Here is a 15256-nt window from a genome sequence, read left to right as displayed (position 1 = left end):
CCGTTACCGCCCGGCCGAGAACCGAAGGAGACCCGCGCCAGTGTGGACAGTCATGACGGCCCTGCGGCGACTCGCCCGGGCACAGGGGGTGGCCGGCTGCGCCGGCGCGCTGATGGGGATCGCGATGGATCCCGGAGGGCTGGCCCTGCCGTCGTGGCCGGACATCGAGGGACGGGTGGAGCGCGGTCGGCGTACCGAGCCGGTGTTCTTCCCGTCCATCAGCGAATATCCGGTGATCGACGAGTTCGCCCACGCCGTACGCGCCACCGACCGGATCCGCACCGGCGCGTTCCGGACCGCACTCGACCAGGTCGCCCGCGGCCGTCGCGTTCTGGAGATCGACACCAGTCGGGACGCCATCTGGGCCCGGTACGCCGCAGACCGTGGCGCCTCCTCCGTCGTGGCCGTCACGGGTGGTCCCCCGTCCCGGCTCGCACCACGCCGGCATCCCGGGCGGGACCGGATCGCCCGCTTCGACGGCCAGTCGACCGACCTGCTGCTACGGGAGCCCGCCGACGTGTGCGTCTCCACGACCATCGGCGCCATCGCCGGATCCGCGGGCGCGGCCGCCATCCTCAATGACGCCCGCAGCCGGTTGACCCGGCCCGGCGCCGCCATGATCCCGGTCCGTGCGTGCACCATGGCCTCGGCGGTCTGTGCCCGGGACATCGCCCCAGGGATGCGGCTCTCCCCGCTGGCTCCGCCCTACCTGGACGAGCTTTTCCGGCTCCGGGACACGCCGTTCGACGCGCGGATGTGCCTGAGCGGTGTCACGTACCGGCATCTGGTCAGCTCGACCGGCATCGTGGAGGACCTGGACTTCGCATCCGGTACCCGCACCGAGGGCAACGAGGCGGTGGTGCTGGTGGTCGCCGACGACGCACGTATCGACGGCCTGCTGCTCTGGCTGCGGCTGTGGACCTATCCGGGCGCCCCGCCGGTCGACACCCTGACGCGGGAGACCACGTGGATCCCGGTGTACGTGCCGATCTTCGCCGTACCCGTCGAGGTGGCACACGGCGACATTGTGGAGGTCGACTTCTCACGGACGTTGAGCATGGACGGCATCCATCCTGACTACGCCGCGCTGGTGACGGTGCGTACCGCACGGGGCGCCTTCACCGAGGCGGTCGAGCTGCCCTACCAGCCGACCGGCTTCCGCTCCACCTGGTTCCACCGCCTCCTGTTCAGCCGCGGGACCGGCACGCGATAGCCGGCCATCATGGTGCGGGCGGTCGCCATCCCGGTGTGTGACGGCCGCTGCGGCCAGGGCGATCCGGCCCTACCGGGTCGTCTCCGTCGCGGCGCGGACGATGAGGTCGGCGGTGGTGTCGGGTTGTGAGACGAGTACGGCGTGGGAGGCGCCCGGCGCCTGCACCGCGGTGCCGTTGGCGCGCGCTCGGCCATGAACGTCAGAAGCTTCGGCGGGGATGTTGCGGTCCTGCATCGCGACGAGGTGGTAGTTGGGCAGGTCGCGCCACGCCGGGGGGCCGGACGGCTCATTGAGGCAAGCTCTACCTGGCCACCGTCATCGACCTGTACTCCCGGCGCATCCTCGGCTACGCCATGGGCGTGCACCACGACGCCGGGCTGATCGTCGCCGCGCTGAACATGGCCGCCGTCACCCGCTGCGGCGCCGTCAAGGGGTGATCTTCCAAAGCGACAGTGGCAGCGAAGGCGGTTTCAACCGGTCGTCGCAACACCCTACAGTAACCGACGGCGCGACACGCCATCCATCACGAGAACTTCTCAAACACCCTCTAAGACCCGAGCCGCGACCGGTCAGAATAGGTTCATCGACTCGGGTCGACGAACGTACAATATCGTGGTATAAAGGGAGATGATTTCCGACGGGGGAAAAGCATCAATAACGGAGCGCGAAAATGATATTCTCCGCCTGCTTGCGGAAGGGCTGTCCAACCAGGAAATCGCAGAACGCCTTCTAATTACGCGGGCCACGGTAAACACGCATGTTCTAAGCTTGTTGCGAAAGCTGTCCGCCCGAAACCGCACACATGCAGTAGTAAAAGCCTACCGGCTGCACATCCTCGATCTGAGGGAATGAGCAGCGCAGGCCGTTGGCTACAACTACCATCGCAACCAACACCTCACTTGACGGCAAACCACCCATCAGCCGCGTCAACAACGCACCTGCGCACTACAACTAGTGCCCCGTCATGCAGCCTTGAACGGGTGATCCGGATGGCGGATCTTGGAAGGGGCGGAGAATCCGGATTTTGGTTTGGCGCGCTGGTTGCGCCAGCGGATGTAGTGGCCGATGGCGGCATCCTGTTCGGCGTGGCTGCGGTGGTCGGTGCCGTTGAGAGCGAAGTACCGCACTGCGGCTAACTCGGCTTCGATCCAGTTCAGCCACGACGCGTAGGTCGGCAGGAACACCAGCTCCACCTGGTTGGCAGTGCACCAGGCGCGGACCTCGGGGTGCTTGTGCGGGGAGAAGTTGTCCACGATCAGGTAGAGGCGTTGGGCGGGCCATCGACGGCGCAGGTCTTGAGGAAGTCGAGCAACTCGCGCCAGCGTTTGCGGTCCCGGATGCGGTAGTGCAGGCGGCCGGTGGTCAGATCCAGGGCGGCGATCATGTGCCGTACACCCTGGTCACGGGTGTAAGTGGCCCTTAGCTGCACCGGCTGTCGGTGAGGTCGCCAGGCCCGGCCGGGACGGGGTTGCAGGTTCAGTGGCCGTTGAACCTGCAACCCCCACGTCGACCTGGCGTTCCTACGACCCACGCGTCGGCTGAACTGGATCGAGGCCGAGTTCGCCGCGGTGCGGGACTTCGACCTCAACGGCACCGACCACCGCAGCCACATCGAACAGGACACCGTCATCGGTGACTACATCAGCTGGCGCAACCAACGCGCCCGACCGAAATCCGGATTTGCCCCCGGATCCAAGATCCGCCACCCGGATTACCCGTTCAAGGCCGCATGACGAGGCACTAGTCCATCCAGACGATCGATCATCGCGGGATTCAGTACCGCGTCGCGTGTCCGCACGGCCCGTCCGATCGGCAAATGCGGAACTGAAGTTGTGCCGTGCCGAAGCCCGTGGCGCTCCCTGAGACGAAGATAGGCGTCTGACCGGATCCGCACAGCGTGGGGCCGTCGCTCCACCCGGGGTTGAGGCCGCTAAGCTGCCACTGAAACGTGTAGCAGGTACTCGACCGATTGATCAACTCGCCCTCTACCTGCACCGTCGTAATGGTTAAGAGGTCCGTGACAGTGCGTACGGTGCGGGTGAAGGTGCCGCTAGCTGTCGCATCGCCGTACTCAGCAGACCACGGAGACGGTGTCGTGATCGCCGCGCTAGCAGGCCCGGGCGTGCCCACAACGAGCGCGACAAGGGCGGTCAGGCACACGACGAGAAAGGACACCGCAGTTGGACGCTGGGACATGAGACAATCTCCTTTGGTCATGAATCCGATTGGGCACTGGATTAGCGCTGTAGTTGCAGCGGATCCGCAGCTATCCCGAATTCGCGCCGCAAAACCTGGGCGGCGACAGCCAGACCGGCCATCCCGTGTACACCAGGGCCGGGCGGTGTCGACGCCGAGCACAGATACACCCCGGGGACCGGTGTCCGGTACGGGTTCCATCGCGGCACCGGCCGCATGACGGTCTGCCACATCGTCATCGCGCCACCGGTGATATCACCACCGATGTAGTTGGCGTTGTGACTACGCTGCGAGCTTGCGCGGATGACATTCTTTGCCATGATCACCTCGCGGAAGCCCGGAGCGAACCGTTTGATCTGCGCGACGACCGCTCCGCTGGCGTCGGTGTTCGAACCGTGGGGCATGCGCATACGTCCACAGCGTGTGCCGGCCGGCGGGTGCCCGGGTAGTGTCCAGGCGAAGGTGAGCGAAAATGCGCATTCCAGGCCCAGCACGGAGTTGCCGACTACTCGACTAAGGCGCGGATGACGGGCGGCAGGCGACCAGGCGTCCTTGTCGCCGTACGTCACAGTGCGTAGTACGCCAGGAAGCGACTGGCCCGACCGCCATGTGGGACTCACCATCTTGGCCCAGCCCGAGATTGTGTAGTTCAAGGTGGACTGGAGGGCGAGGAACCAAAGCACGGCGTCGGCCACACGCGGGTCTTGGCTGGATCGGGCCAACGTCGTCGCCGCCTGGACCAGGAATGAGGCATGATCGGATCCGTCCGCGCGGTGGATGCTGCGGGCGTAGAGCGGAATGGATGTAAGGGCGATCGCGGCGTTTGCCGCGAGCCTGATCTGGGGCATCCGACCGGTGGGCGCAAGCAGCGGGACGGCAGCGCAAGCACGTAATGCATGCAGCGCTGCAGTGCTCTGCGGACCGCCGGGTGGGCTGGCGGCCAGCCGGGTCAGTGGGCCGGAACCTACGAAGGTCTGCCTGATTAAGGCGAGATCGTTGAGGCAGCCTGTGGCGCCGTCCGCTGTCCGGGTCATTTGCTCGAGGCTGGACACCGGGTGGGTCAGTGCGCTCAGCCGCTCGACGGCGATGAGCGTCTTTTGCCTGTTGAGCGAATGCGGTGCAAGAACGAAGCGTACCGCGCTTTTCAGCAGACCCATCTCTGCTCAAGCCTCCGCACCGTAAGGTGGATCCGGCCTTGCAAACCAACCCCACACGTTTGGGATCGACGGTCAGCCGCTAGTGGCTACGACGACCGTGGCGGTGACAACGACGAGTGCAGCGGGCGTGGCCATGACGGGCGGCGTCGGGGCTAGCTTGCGACCCTTTACAGCGTCACGCATGCTCCCTAGCGTTGTGCTGGACAGGCGGTTCGTGCGGAACTCGGTCGAGGTCATTGCAACTCCTAAAGCAAATCGAGGGCGGCTACTCAGACTTGATCGACCCGGCTCCACTGGCACGGGCCGTACGCCGCCCTAGACTGGCACTAGATGATGTAGTCAGTCATGACACCCGTAATCAGATTCGGTGATCCTGAGGGCTTACTCTCTGGTCCGGCACTCTCAGCAGGCCACCTGGCACGAGCCATCTTCTCCAATGGGCTCGCACTCGGCGACGTAAGGACAGTTGTCATTTCCCTCCTCTTTCTAGGGTGACTCAAGCGCTTGAGAGCCATCATATTCATATAGACGGCAACCGACATCCACATTTCTGATGATGTGATGCATGACGAGGATGGCCCGGAGGGAGGTGGGGACAGAGCCAGGCCGGTTCAGTGCGATCAGCGTGTCGGCCAGGCCCTCGACGACGGCGTCGGTTGGTGAGGTGCTCGGCGTACGCGACCGGCTCGTCGACCTTCAGGTCGTAGTGCAGCACCCAGCAGCACGCGTCCTCGCTGAAGACCAGCGACACCCGCTCCGGACCGTCGGTCTGCTCGCCGGACTCGGGTGGACGGCGTCGGGCTCGGTCTCCGGTGGCGATCAGCTACTTGCCGGCGAGCTGGGAGCACTCATTGCCCGGCGCCCCACAACCACGCGTCGACGATGTACTCCGCGCCGCGCGGCAGCTTCGGCGGCCGGGCAGCCACGATCGCGGCCGCTTCGACGCGGCCGGTCGTCGCCTTGCGGCGTTCCCGTGCCCCAGGATCCGCAGTCCCGAAGGATTATCCTCGTCGGCGTCATTCGAGGAGCCATCGCGACCGTTTCGGTGACTATGTTCGACAGCACCAGTACAGCGGCCGTGCATTCGTTGCCAACGCCTAGTAGTAGCCAGGTCGGCGCCTACGCTGTCTGGCTTCCCCGCAGCGGTGCTGAGCGAAACGGGATGGACCTCACCGAGGTCAGCGTCGTCGGCCGCGACGCGGCTGGCGATGTGGTAGCCCGGTTGGTTTGAGCAACGAAGCCAGCTCACCGGGTAAACTGTGCACAGCGGGCGGTCTTGCCGCTCGGTCATGCCCTCTACGACCTATGTCAATAATCGTCGAGATGCTGCTATTCCGGCATGCCCTGCGCGAGCGGGATCTAACCCGGGGTCGACCGGGCCGAGAGACAGCTCCAGCTGCGGCCGTTTGGCGCTAGGTTTCCCAGACAGAGCCGAAATCGACGCAACCCTGCGGCTGGTTCAACGGGCGGGCAACGTTCTGGGCCGCTTCGACGAAGGCGCGGACGCGGGCGGTGGCACCGTCCGCGCGCCAGAGCAGGCCCCACTGTAGGGGTGGCGCATCGCGTAGGTGTACGTAGGCGACATCGGGGCGCGGGTAGTAGCGCCTGGCGTTGGCGCCGACGGGAAAGACGCCCTGTCCGTCGCCAACGAGGGCGAGGATCTCCTGGAACGTCGCGGCGGACTGTCCGGCTCTGATGGGAAGCCCGGCCGGAGTGCTATGTGGAGTTCGATCGGCGAGTAGGGATCGCGGCAGCGTGTCGGGCAGTTGAAGAACGGTGACCGTGGCCAGGTCTTCGACCGAGATAGCGTCACGACGGGCAAGGGGGTGTTCGACCGGCACGGCCAGGAACCGGGCCTCGGACACCAGGACCGGACCGGTGACCACGCCAGGCTCGTCGACCGGGAAGGTGGCCAGGGTCAGGTCGACGTCGCCACCCCGCAGCCAGGGCATGAGATCGCCGAGCTGCGCTTCGCGGATCTGTACTTCGCACTCGGGATGGTCCCGCCGGAACGCCTGGCCTGCACGGACCAGCAGTCGGCCGCCGGCAGCGCCGGTGAAGCAGACTCGCAGGATGCCGCTGAACCCTCGGCCGGCCTCGATCGCTCGGTCGAGCGCTGCGGTGATCTGATCATGGGCCGGCCGGAGGTCTTCGTACAGCGTGCGCCCGACCCGGGACAACTCGACCCGGCGGCTCGTCCGGTCGAACAACGCGACGCCAACCTGCCGTTCCAGCTTACGGATGGTCTGGCTGACTCGCGCGGTCGAGACCCGTAGCCGTGCAGCGGCGCGACCGAAGTGCAGTTCCTCGGCGACAGCGAGAAACGCCTCCAGTTCGTGGCGCTCCAGCATAGGTCCCCCCAGATCGTTAAATCTAGCTTCACGATCCTTGCACACGTCGGCATTGATCAACGAGCCGGCCCGTCACAGGGTGGAGACACAACACACTCGTCCACCTGCACGAAAGGACCAACATGAGTGCCCTGCGCGATTCGCGCCCCATCGTCCGCGGCCAGGTTTGGCTCCCTGGCAAGCGCGGCTTCGATACCGCGCGCCGCCCCTGGAACCTCGCCATCGAGCAGCCAGTTGACGCCGTGCTCGAGGCTGCATACGCGGCCGACGCCGTCCCGGCCATGACCGGCAAGATCGGCGCTGCGCTCGACACGGCAGAGGTGACGACGTGACGACCCCCGCGGTCGCGGTCTCCGGGCTGCGCAAGGCGTACAAGGACAAGCTCGTGCTCGACGGGATCGACTTCGAGATCCCCACGGGCACGGTGTTCTCGCTGCTCGGCCCGAACGGGGCGGGCAAGACCACCACCGTCAACGTGCTGACCACCCTGATCAAGGCCGACAGCGGAACCGTCCGCGTCGCCGGCCACGACGTCGCGACCGAGGCCAGGCAGGTGCGCGCCGCGATCGGCGTCACCGGCCAGTTTGCCGCCGTCGACGAGTTGCTGACCGGCCGGGAGAACCTGCGCCTGACGGTCGACCTCAGCAGCGTGCGCCACGGCGAGCGCGTCATCACCGAACTGCTGGAACGGTTCGAGCTCACCGAATCGGCGGACAAGGCTGCCTCGACCTACTCCGGCGGCATGCGCCGCAAACTCGACCTGGCGATGACCTTGGTCGGCAACCCGAAAATCATCTTTCTGGACGAGCCGACCACCGGGCTGGACCCGCGCAGCCGGCACACCATGTGGTCGATCGTGCGCGGGCTGGTCGCCGACGGCGTCACCGTCTTCCTCACCACCCAGTACCTGGAGGAGGCCGACCAGCTCGCCCACCGGATCGCCGTGCTCGACCAGGGCCGCTTAGTCGCCCAGGGCACCCCCGACGAGCTCAAGCGCCTGATCCCCGGCACCCACGTCCGCCTGCGGTTCACCACCGCCGCCGAACTCGACGCTGCTACGCAGGCCCTGCCCGAAGCCACCCGCGACGACGACGCGTTGACGCTGCGAGTGCCCAGCGACGGCGGCACCAAGTCGCTGCGGACACTGCTGGACCGACTCGACGAATACTCGCTCAACGCCGAGGAGTTGTCCGTGCACAGCCCCGACCTCGACGACGTCTTCCTCGCCCTCACCGGCCAGACCACGGAGGTGGCAGCCAAGTGAAGTCCCATGCGCTGGTGATGCTGCGCCGCAACGCCAAGCACACAACCCGCAACCCCACATCGGTGTTCAACGCGGTCCTCATGCCGATCGTGATCATGCTGATGTTCGTGTACATGTTCGGCGACGCCTTCGACGTCGGCGTCGACTACATCGACTACGCCACGCCAGGACTGATGCTGCTGGCCGTCTGCTACGGCCTCGGATCCGTCGCGACATCGGTCAACGCCGACATGACCAAAGGCATCATCAACCGGTTCAAGGTCATGGACATCTCCCGCGGCGCGGTGCTCACCGGACACGTCGTCGCCAGCGTCCTGACCAACCTGATCGCCATCGGCGCCCTCGTCGGCGTCGCGTTCCTACTAGGCTTCAACCCGAGCGCCGGCCTGACCGACTGGCTCGGCATCGCCGGAATCATCGCGCTGCTCGCCGTCGCCGCCGGATGGTTCACCGTCGCGCTCGGGCTGTCGGCCAAATCCCCGGAGACCGCGGGCCTGGCCACCGTACCGCTGGTCATGCTGCCGTTCTTCAGCAGCGCCATCGTTCCCGCCGAGAAGATGGGCCCCGGCCTGCGGCAGTTCGCCGAATACCAGCCGTTCACCCCGATCATCGAGACCGTGCGCGGACTGCTCAACAGCGCACCGGCGGCCGGTGACGTAATTCCTGCCCTGATCTGGTGTCTGGCCATCGCGGTCATCGGCTACGCCTGGGCACGCTCGACATTCACCAAGCGGGCCTGACGGCCATCCGGTTGACTGCCCGCAGTGTGCCGCCCTGGACGAGTATCGCCCTGGGCGGCACCCGCCTGTGGCCGGGACGCTGCCGAAGCGGGCCTGATCGTCGGCCGCCGCGCCTGCCGCAACCACAAACTCACTCGCGCCGAGAAAACTGCCAACACCCTGCTCGCCCGCGAACGCGTCGCCAACGAACACGCCCACGCCCACCTCAAGAACTGGCGCATCCTCACCCGCCTACGCCACGGCTGGCACCACCACGCCACCACCCTGCTCCGGCCCGACCGCGGCCCCAAAGCCGGCACCCCCGCGCCGACGAAACCGAAAACAGGTACTCCGCCCCCATTGAAGCGCAAGCAGGCCGCAAAGCCGCAGGTCACGTCCCGACAAACCCGCGTGAAGGTCGGTTCCGGGGCTGCACCCACATCGCACCCACGTGACACCCACCGTCCACACCGGCCAGACAGCACAAAGGGCCCGACCCGCGTTCCGGCAGGTCAGACCCCTTATGATCTTGCGCGCCCGAAGGGACTCGAACCCCTAACCTTCTGATCCGTAGCCAGATGCTCTGCACTCTTTGCATCTGGCCGATCGGAAGGCATCGCCGTGCCGATTTATGGGCACCTCGTCCACCTGGAGTGCACTAGGTTTCCGCTGGTCCAGGCGACACTCCTAGTAAAGCACACGGCAAGTCGCGGCGCCATTCCGTCGTCGTGCTGATTCAGTTCCGGTCGGGCTGGAATGATCGTCGACGTCCGAGCACCACCGGAGCACCACGCGATCGACAAATGCGGCTGGCCGCCATCGAAAAGCGATTCCCTACCCGACTGATTACCCCGTACCACTGGGCGCAGCCATCCTCGGCGTAAGAGTTGATCTGTCCGATGGCGTCGTGTTGGGCGTGCGGGATGCATTCACCACGCTACCGTCCTCGGCGACTCGGGCGTTGAACCATTCTTCGCCACCCAACTCGGAACGAGGTTCGGGGCACTCGTTCCAGGTCGTCGGCCTAAATCGGTGTGGGCGGTCCGGTGACGGGAGGACGGATTCACGACAGTCCGGACGGCGCGTCCCGCCAGCGGGGGCCCGCTACGGCCCGCCGGCTGATCACGCGGGCCAGATACCCTGACCGACGCGCTGTTCGCTCGCATTACGTCCTTGCACCGGAAAGTGAAGAATGTTCATCGAGAGTGTCGTGCTGGACAACTTCCAGTGCTTCGGGCCGGGCCGCACCACCGTCCGGCTTGACGATGGCTTGACCGCGTTCATCGGCGCCAACGGCTCCGGCAAGACTGCGGCCTGCCAAGCTCTGCTGCGAATATTCGGGATCACCGTGCAGGAGCGGACCGTACGCTTCGATGACTTCCACGTCCCCGTCGACGAGACCTCCACGTCGTCGGCGCGAGAGCTGACGATCGAGGCCGTGCTCGCCTTCCCCGAGCTTGACGAGGAGGAATCGGACGAGGACGACGAGGAGCGGTCCGCGGACGAAGAGCCCGGCGAGGACGACCAGTCGACCGGCTGCCGGGCGGACGGGCGGCGAGCGGTTCCGGACTTCTTCCTGCGCATGGCCGCCACCCACGGCGCCGACCTGAAGGTCCGGATCGTGCTCAAGGCGGAATGGGTGGACGACGGCACCGTGGACGGTGCCATCACCGAGACGCGCATGGTCGTCAGCACGTTCGCCGAGGAGTACGGCGATGACGAATGGGCGCTGCTCACCCCGGCGGAACGAAGCCGCATTCAGATGATCTATATTCCGGCGTCGCGGGACGGGGCCCGCCAGGTGACGGCGTTTCTGCGCAGCCGGCTCTGGCGGGCCGCACAATGGTCGACGGAGCTGCGAGAACTGGTAAGCGACCACGCCGCCGAGGTAGCGGACAGTTTTGCCGAGGAGCCGGTGGTCACGGCCGTCGAGACGGCACTGACGACCCGGTGGCAGGAGCTGCACGACGCTGGCACGCACGCCGTCCCCAAGCTGCGACTGCTCGACGACGACTTCAACCAGCTGATCCGCAGCTCTGAACTGGTCTTCGAGCCTGATCACACCGGTCAGCCACGGCCGGCTCGGCTGCTGAGCGACGGGCAGCGATCGCTGCTGCACCTGGCCCTGACGGCGGCGACCCTCGATGTCGAAGCCGCGGTGGCCGACGGTAGGCACGACGAGGAGTTCACGCTGGACCCGGCCCGGCTGCCCAACCTGACCCTGATTGCTGTCGAGGAGCCCGAGAACAGCTTGTCGCCGTTCTTCCTCTCGCGGATCGTCAACCAGTTACAGGAGCTGAGCGGCAGCGAAGCGACGCAGGCGATCCTCTCCAGCCACTCCGCCAGCACGCTGACCCGCATCCGCCCCGAAGACATCCGGTACTTCCGCGCCGACCCGGCAACCGCGACGGCAGCGGTCCGCGAGATCGCCCTCCCACCCGATGACACCGAGGCCGGAAAGTATGTGCGGGAGGCGGTACGCGCACACCCGGAGCTGTACTTCGCGAAGTTCGTCGTGCTCGGCGAAGGCGACACCGAGCAACTCGTCATCCCCCGTATCGCCCAGGCCCAAGGCGTCCCGCTCGACCCGTCGTTCGTCGCGGTGGTACCGCTCGGCGGCCGGCACACCAACCACATGTGGCGGCTGCTCAACGACTTGGACGTCCCCCACGCCACACTGCTTGACCTCGACTACGGCCGGGCCGGAGCCGGCCCAGCCCGGCTACGCGACGCATGCAAGCGACTCAAGCGCGGCGGTATGGATCCGCTGGCTGAACTGGACGGTTACGACAGCGTGGACAACATCCACGATGACCTGCGACTCAAGGACCTTCGGCCGATCCTTGAGCACCTGCGCACGTTCGGCGTCTTCTTCGCCGACCCGCTCGATCTCGACTACACCATGCTATACCACTACCCAGATGCATACACCGACCTCGAATCGGGCGAACGAGGCCCGAACAGCAGCGACCCGGCCAACGCCGTGATCGGTGAAGCGGGCACCCGGCGGGTCTTCTGGGAGGACGCCGACCGTCTTGACCGGCTGCGCTGGTACCGGTACCTGTTCTTGTCCCGCTCGAAGCCGAGCAGCCACCTGCGGGCGCTAGGCCGTCTCAGCGATGACGAGCTGAGGGATGATGCGCCACCGGTTGTCACGGCCCTCGTGCAGCACGTCCGCGACAAGGTCTGCTTATGAGCCTTGCCGCTGACGAACTCGACGAGACGAGCCCGCCGGCACCGCGCACCAGCAGGCCGATCGCTGTCGCGGACTGGCGTCCGATCGGCGTCCACGACCTGGAACCGGCCGCGTGGGACGCGTTGCGGAGCACGGGCAATGTGGCGGTCGTGGCCGGGCCGGGAGCTGGCAAGACCGAGTTCCTCGCCCAACGAGCCGGCTACCTGCTTCAGACCGGCATCTGCCCGTGGCCGCAACGCATCCTGGCAATCTCATTCAAGCGTGACGCCGCCGCCAACCTCGGCCGCAGGGTCACCGCCCGTGTACCCGAACACGCCCACCGCTTCGTTTCGATGACCTTCGACGCGTTCACCAAAGGGCTCGTGGACCGGTTCGCTGCCGCCCTACCCCCGGACTGGCGCAAGAGTGAGGGCTACGACATCCGTCTGGTTTTCGAGGCCGAGGCGCGAAGGTTTCTCACCGAGATCGCTCCCTCGGCACCGGCGGCACTGCGCTGGCAGGTCGCCGCGCTCCAGCCCGAACGATTCATGGCCGACGTCGTCGGCGGATGGGATCTGCCGACCACAGTGCCCACCGACGACCCGGTCGACGCCGCCACCTACGCCGTACGCGCATGGTGGCGCGCACGCTACCTTCGACCGGGCAAGGCATATGTCGACTTCGTCATGCTCAACCGGCTCGCTGAGCTGCTTGTGCGTGCGGTACCGAAGCTCCGACGCGCCCTGCGCCTTACGTATCCGTTCGTGTTCGTCGACGAGTTCCAGGACACGACCAGCGCGCAGTTCTCCTTCCTCACCTCGGTGTTCGGCGACGGCCCGGCGGTGACCGCCGTCGGTGACAGCAAACAGCGCATCATGGGCTGGGCCGGGGCCCTACCCAAGGCGGTTCGACGCTTCACCGAGGCGTTCCACGCCACCTCCTATCCGCTGGCGTGGAACTTCCGCTCCAGTGACGCCCTCGTGCAACTGCAGCACGTCATCGCCAGCAAGCTGGACGCGCACACCGTCCCGGCCATCTCGAGGGCCACCGCCGAGGCCGGGCACGACCCGGCCGCGCTGTGGACGTTCTCCAGCCTCGACCGTGAGGCCGCCTTCATCGCCGACTGGATCGCCCAAGACATCGCCGCATCGAGCCGCAGCCCTGCGGACTTCGCCCTGCTCGCCCGACAGAAGATCGCCGACTTCGAACCACGGTTCCGCGACCGGCTCGCCGCCCATGGCATCCGGGTGCGCAACGACGACGCCATGGTCGGCAAAATGCGCCTGCAGGACCTGCTGAAGAACGAGACTGCCCGCCTGCTGCTGGGCCTGCTCCGCCTTGCCCACCAGCCCCGCGGTCTGGCCGCGGTATGGCGCGACGTGTCCGGGACGATGGCCCGCGTTTATGGCGCCGTCGGCGACGACGCGGCCCAGCGCCATGTTGGTGAGAACCTGACCGAGATGACCACCGCCCTGCGGGCCTGGCTCAAGGCTCACCCTCCAGCAGTCACGTCGGCCGACTACACCGTCAATTGCCTACTCGGCCTCGCCGACGCCGCGGCGCTAGGCCGGTACTTGAAGTCGACGACCCCCGGCGAAGACCTGGAGACCATCACCGACGCGTTCCGAGCACGCCTCGCAACCGCGACCGCTACCAGCGCGGATTGGACGGACGCCCTCGACGGATTCGAGGCCGCCGATGCCATCGGCTTGCTCACGGCCCACCGCAGCAAGGGCCTCGAGTACCACACCGTGTTCTTCCTCGGCCTCGACGATCAACAATGGTGGGCGCATCATCTAGACCCGGCCGAGTCCACCTCGACCTTCTTCGTGGGCCTCTCCCGGGCCGCACAGCGGCTGATCTTCACGACGACGACGCCACACGCTCGCACCGGTCGCATCGCCGACCTGTTCACCATGCTCGACAACGCAGGTGTCCCCGAGATCGACCAGGGGTAGCCGCGCCTGCAGCGACGGTTTCCGCAGCTAATGGGTGACATACCCGTGAGGGCCAAGCCGAACAGGGCCGCGCCGACGTCGGGCACCGTCTGCAGGCTGTTCCGCCAGCGCTGCCCGTCGTCTCGGCTCTGCCGGTGGGCCGTGGCGGTGCTGCGCCGTGTTCCTGACCCGGACGCTCAAGGCGCCAAGACCGGGACGAAGATGTCGTACTCCCAGCCCGCCGTCACCATGGAGCCCCGCCTCGGCGCACGTAACGGCTGCGAGTGGAGTTCATCCGTGACAGCCCGCGCAGTCGACACGGGGCCACCACCGATTCCGCCCGGGCCCGGCTGTCGTGCCGGGACACCTCGTACCCGTTGCCGTTGTCGTCCTGACTCCACGCCGTCGCGACTGGTCCGGCGGCGCGGCCAGCCGCGGTGGTAGCGGCCCGCACTGTGGTGAACGCTCCTCCGGCCAGTCCGGCATCCGGCCGCGCATCAACCTTCTGATCCGTAGCGAGGCGACGAGTCGGGCAGGCACTTCGCCATATCTACCGGCCTGCTAGAACTAGACACCCAAGATCACGGCTGCCGTGAAAGGGCGAAGCTAGCAACTGACCACGCGAGCCCTTACGAGCGCTCCTTCTCCGGGGCGGTCGGTCAGCCCTACTCGTTGCGGTGGTTCAGTCGCACGGCGCGCAGTACGACGTCATCGACGTGGTGAGTGCTGATCGCCCCTGGTGGGCGCGGGCGGGTTTCGTTCACGTCGACGCGCCAGTCATCCGAGGCCGTGATGGCGGTGGCGATCTCGTCGATGCCGACGTATGCCTCCGGGTCGTACATGCGGGTCTGCTCAGCGGGATCCGACGGCTGCTGGAGCCAGGTCAGGTCGTGACCGACGACGAGCAACGTCCCACCGACGGCTACGGCGTCGAGCAGGTTGCGCAGTCCGCGCTGTTCGGGGGTGCGCTGGAACGAACCGTACTGCAGGGAGACGAGGTCGTAGGTCTCGTCGGCGAATCCGGCGGGTTCGTTGGCGTCGCGGTGCAGAGTGCGGACGTCGAGTCCGCGACGTTGCGCTTCGGCCCGGATGCGGTCGAGTGCCCTGCTGGAGATGTCGGAGGCGGTCACCTGCCAGCCTCGTTCGGCCAGCCAGAGCGCGTCGGCTCCCTCGCCTGCGCCGACGTCGAGCGCCCGCCCGGGGGGTAGGTCCGTCACCTCCGCGGTGAGGGTGCCGTTCGGGTT

At 66.7% G+C, this 15256-nt stretch carries 13 protein-coding genes and 1 pseudogene; 8 read left to right on the top strand and 6 right to left on the bottom strand.

All coding sequences use genetic code 11. The features are described from left to right. Window positions 1-52 precede the first annotated feature (52 nt). Window positions 53-1213, top strand: a complete 1161-nt coding sequence (locus tag O7605_RS20765; RefSeq protein ID WP_269740701.1) for a hypothetical protein — start codon at window positions 53-55, stop codon at window positions 1211-1213. Window positions 1214-1282: 69 nt separating this feature from the next. Here O7605_RS20765 and O7605_RS32180 read toward each other — a convergent pair. Continuing rightward, window positions 1283-1489: pseudogene (locus tag O7605_RS32180) on the bottom strand (alpha/beta hydrolase); the annotation flags it as partial. A gap of 351 nt (window positions 1490-1840) precedes the next feature. Between O7605_RS32180 and O7605_RS32175 the strand changes: the two are divergent. Beyond that, on the top strand, window positions 1841-2065 hold the full coding sequence (locus O7605_RS32175; RefSeq protein ID WP_443083952.1) for a helix-turn-helix domain-containing protein: 225 nt from the start codon (window positions 1841-1843) through the stop codon (window positions 2063-2065). A 110-nt stretch (window positions 2066-2175) separates the two neighbouring features. Here O7605_RS32175 and O7605_RS20760 read toward each other — a convergent pair whose 3' ends face one another. Further along, complete coding sequence (locus tag O7605_RS20760; RefSeq protein WP_269740700.1) at window positions 2176-2466, bottom strand: transposase; 291 nt, start codon at window positions 2464-2466, stop codon at window positions 2176-2178. Window positions 2467-2468: 2 nt separating this feature from the next. Beyond that, window positions 2469-2597 (bottom strand): hypothetical protein, encoded by a 129-nt coding sequence (locus O7605_RS20755; RefSeq protein WP_269740699.1) that lies wholly within the window; start codon window positions 2595-2597, stop codon window positions 2469-2471. Window positions 2598-2781: 184 nt separating this feature from the next. Here O7605_RS20755 and O7605_RS20750 point away from each other — a divergent pair, with 184 nt between their 5' ends. Beyond that, on the top strand, window positions 2782-2946 hold the full coding sequence (locus O7605_RS20750) for a hypothetical protein (RefSeq protein WP_269740698.1): 165 nt from the start codon (window positions 2782-2784) through the stop codon (window positions 2944-2946). A 504-nt stretch (window positions 2947-3450) separates the two neighbouring features. Here O7605_RS20750 and O7605_RS20745 read toward each other — a convergent pair. Both O7605_RS20745 and O7605_RS20740 read right to left on the bottom strand, forming a co-directional pair. Continuing rightward, window positions 3451-4566 (bottom strand): hypothetical protein, encoded by a 1116-nt coding sequence (locus O7605_RS20745; protein ID WP_269740697.1) that lies wholly within the window; start codon window positions 4564-4566, stop codon window positions 3451-3453. Window positions 4567-5978: 1412 nt separating this feature from the next. Continuing rightward, window positions 5979-6977, bottom strand: coding sequence for a LysR family transcriptional regulator (locus tag O7605_RS20740; RefSeq protein WP_269740696.1), 999 nt, complete (start codon window positions 6975-6977; stop codon window positions 5979-5981). A gap of 62 nt (window positions 6978-7039) precedes the next feature. Here O7605_RS20740 and O7605_RS20735 point away from each other — a divergent pair, with 62 nt between their 5' ends. The 5 genes from O7605_RS20735 to O7605_RS20715 all read left to right on the top strand — a co-directional run bounded on the left by O7605_RS20735 (window position 7040) and on the right by O7605_RS20715 (window position 14033). Then, window positions 7040-7249 carry a hypothetical protein gene (locus tag O7605_RS20735; RefSeq protein WP_269740695.1) on the top strand — a complete coding sequence of 70 codons (210 nt, stop codon included), beginning with the start codon at window positions 7040-7042 and terminating at the stop codon, window positions 7247-7249. Next, window positions 7246-8181, top strand: a complete 936-nt coding sequence (locus O7605_RS20730) for an ATP-binding cassette domain-containing protein (RefSeq protein WP_269740694.1) — start codon at window positions 7246-7248, stop codon at window positions 8179-8181. The genes O7605_RS20735 and O7605_RS20730 overlap by 4 nt, the downstream gene beginning before the upstream one ends. Before the next feature lie 17 nt (window positions 8182-8198). Continuing rightward, window positions 8199-8921, top strand: a complete 723-nt coding sequence (locus tag O7605_RS20725; protein ID WP_269742708.1) for an ABC transporter permease — start codon at window positions 8199-8201, stop codon at window positions 8919-8921. Between the two features lie 1171 nt (window positions 8922-10092). Further along, window positions 10093-12096 (top strand): ATP-dependent nuclease, encoded by a 2004-nt coding sequence (locus O7605_RS20720; protein ID WP_269740693.1) that lies wholly within the window; start codon window positions 10093-10095, stop codon window positions 12094-12096. Beyond that, complete coding sequence (locus tag O7605_RS20715; protein ID WP_269740692.1) at window positions 12093-14033, top strand: UvrD-helicase domain-containing protein; 1941 nt, start codon at window positions 12093-12095, stop codon at window positions 14031-14033. Before O7605_RS20720 ends, O7605_RS20715 begins: the two co-directional genes overlap by 4 nt. Window positions 14034-14677: 644 nt before the next feature. On the opposite strand, the gene O7605_RS20710 is transcribed toward O7605_RS20715, so the two are convergent. After that, on the bottom strand, window positions 14678-15229 hold the full coding sequence (locus O7605_RS20710; RefSeq protein ID WP_332317141.1) for a class I SAM-dependent methyltransferase: 552 nt from the start codon (window positions 15227-15229) through the stop codon (window positions 14678-14680). Window positions 15230-15256: the final 27 nt, after the last annotated feature.

Origin of the sequence: Verrucosispora sp. WMMA2121 (assembly GCF_027460185.1) — a bacterium.
GTDB lineage: Bacteria > Actinomycetota > Actinomycetes > Mycobacteriales > Micromonosporaceae > Micromonospora > Micromonospora palythoicola.
Note: the sequence above shows the minus strand (reverse complement) of the source record. Positions and strands in the feature narration are given on the sequence as shown.

What these genes read in the sequence shown, in the direction of transcription:
- O7605_RS20765 (WP_269740701.1), top strand. Translation starts at nt 53, where the DNA reads ATGACGGCCCTGCGGCGACTCGCCCGGGCACAGGGGGTGGCCGGCTGC.
- O7605_RS32175 (WP_443083952.1), top strand. Translation starts at nt 1,841, where the DNA reads ATGATTTCCGACGGGGGAAAAGCATCAATAACGGAGCGCGAAAATGAT.
- O7605_RS20755 (WP_269740699.1), bottom strand. Translation starts at nt 2,597, where the DNA reads ATGATCGCCGCCCTGGATCTGACCACCGGCCGCCTGCACTACCGCATC.
- O7605_RS20745 (WP_269740697.1), bottom strand. Translation starts at nt 4,566, where the DNA reads ATGGGTCTGCTGAAAAGCGCGGTACGCTTCGTTCTTGCACCGCATTCG.
- O7605_RS20735 (WP_269740695.1), top strand. Translation starts at nt 7,040, where the DNA reads ATGAGTGCCCTGCGCGATTCGCGCCCCATCGTCCGCGGCCAGGTTTGG.
- O7605_RS20725 (WP_269742708.1), top strand. Translation starts at nt 8,199, where the DNA reads ATGCTGCGCCGCAACGCCAAGCACACAACCCGCAACCCCACATCGGTG.
- O7605_RS20720 (WP_269740693.1), top strand. Translation starts at nt 10,093, where the DNA reads ATGTTCATCGAGAGTGTCGTGCTGGACAACTTCCAGTGCTTCGGGCCG.
- O7605_RS20715 (WP_269740692.1), top strand. Translation starts at nt 12,093, where the DNA reads ATGAGCCTTGCCGCTGACGAACTCGACGAGACGAGCCCGCCGGCACCG.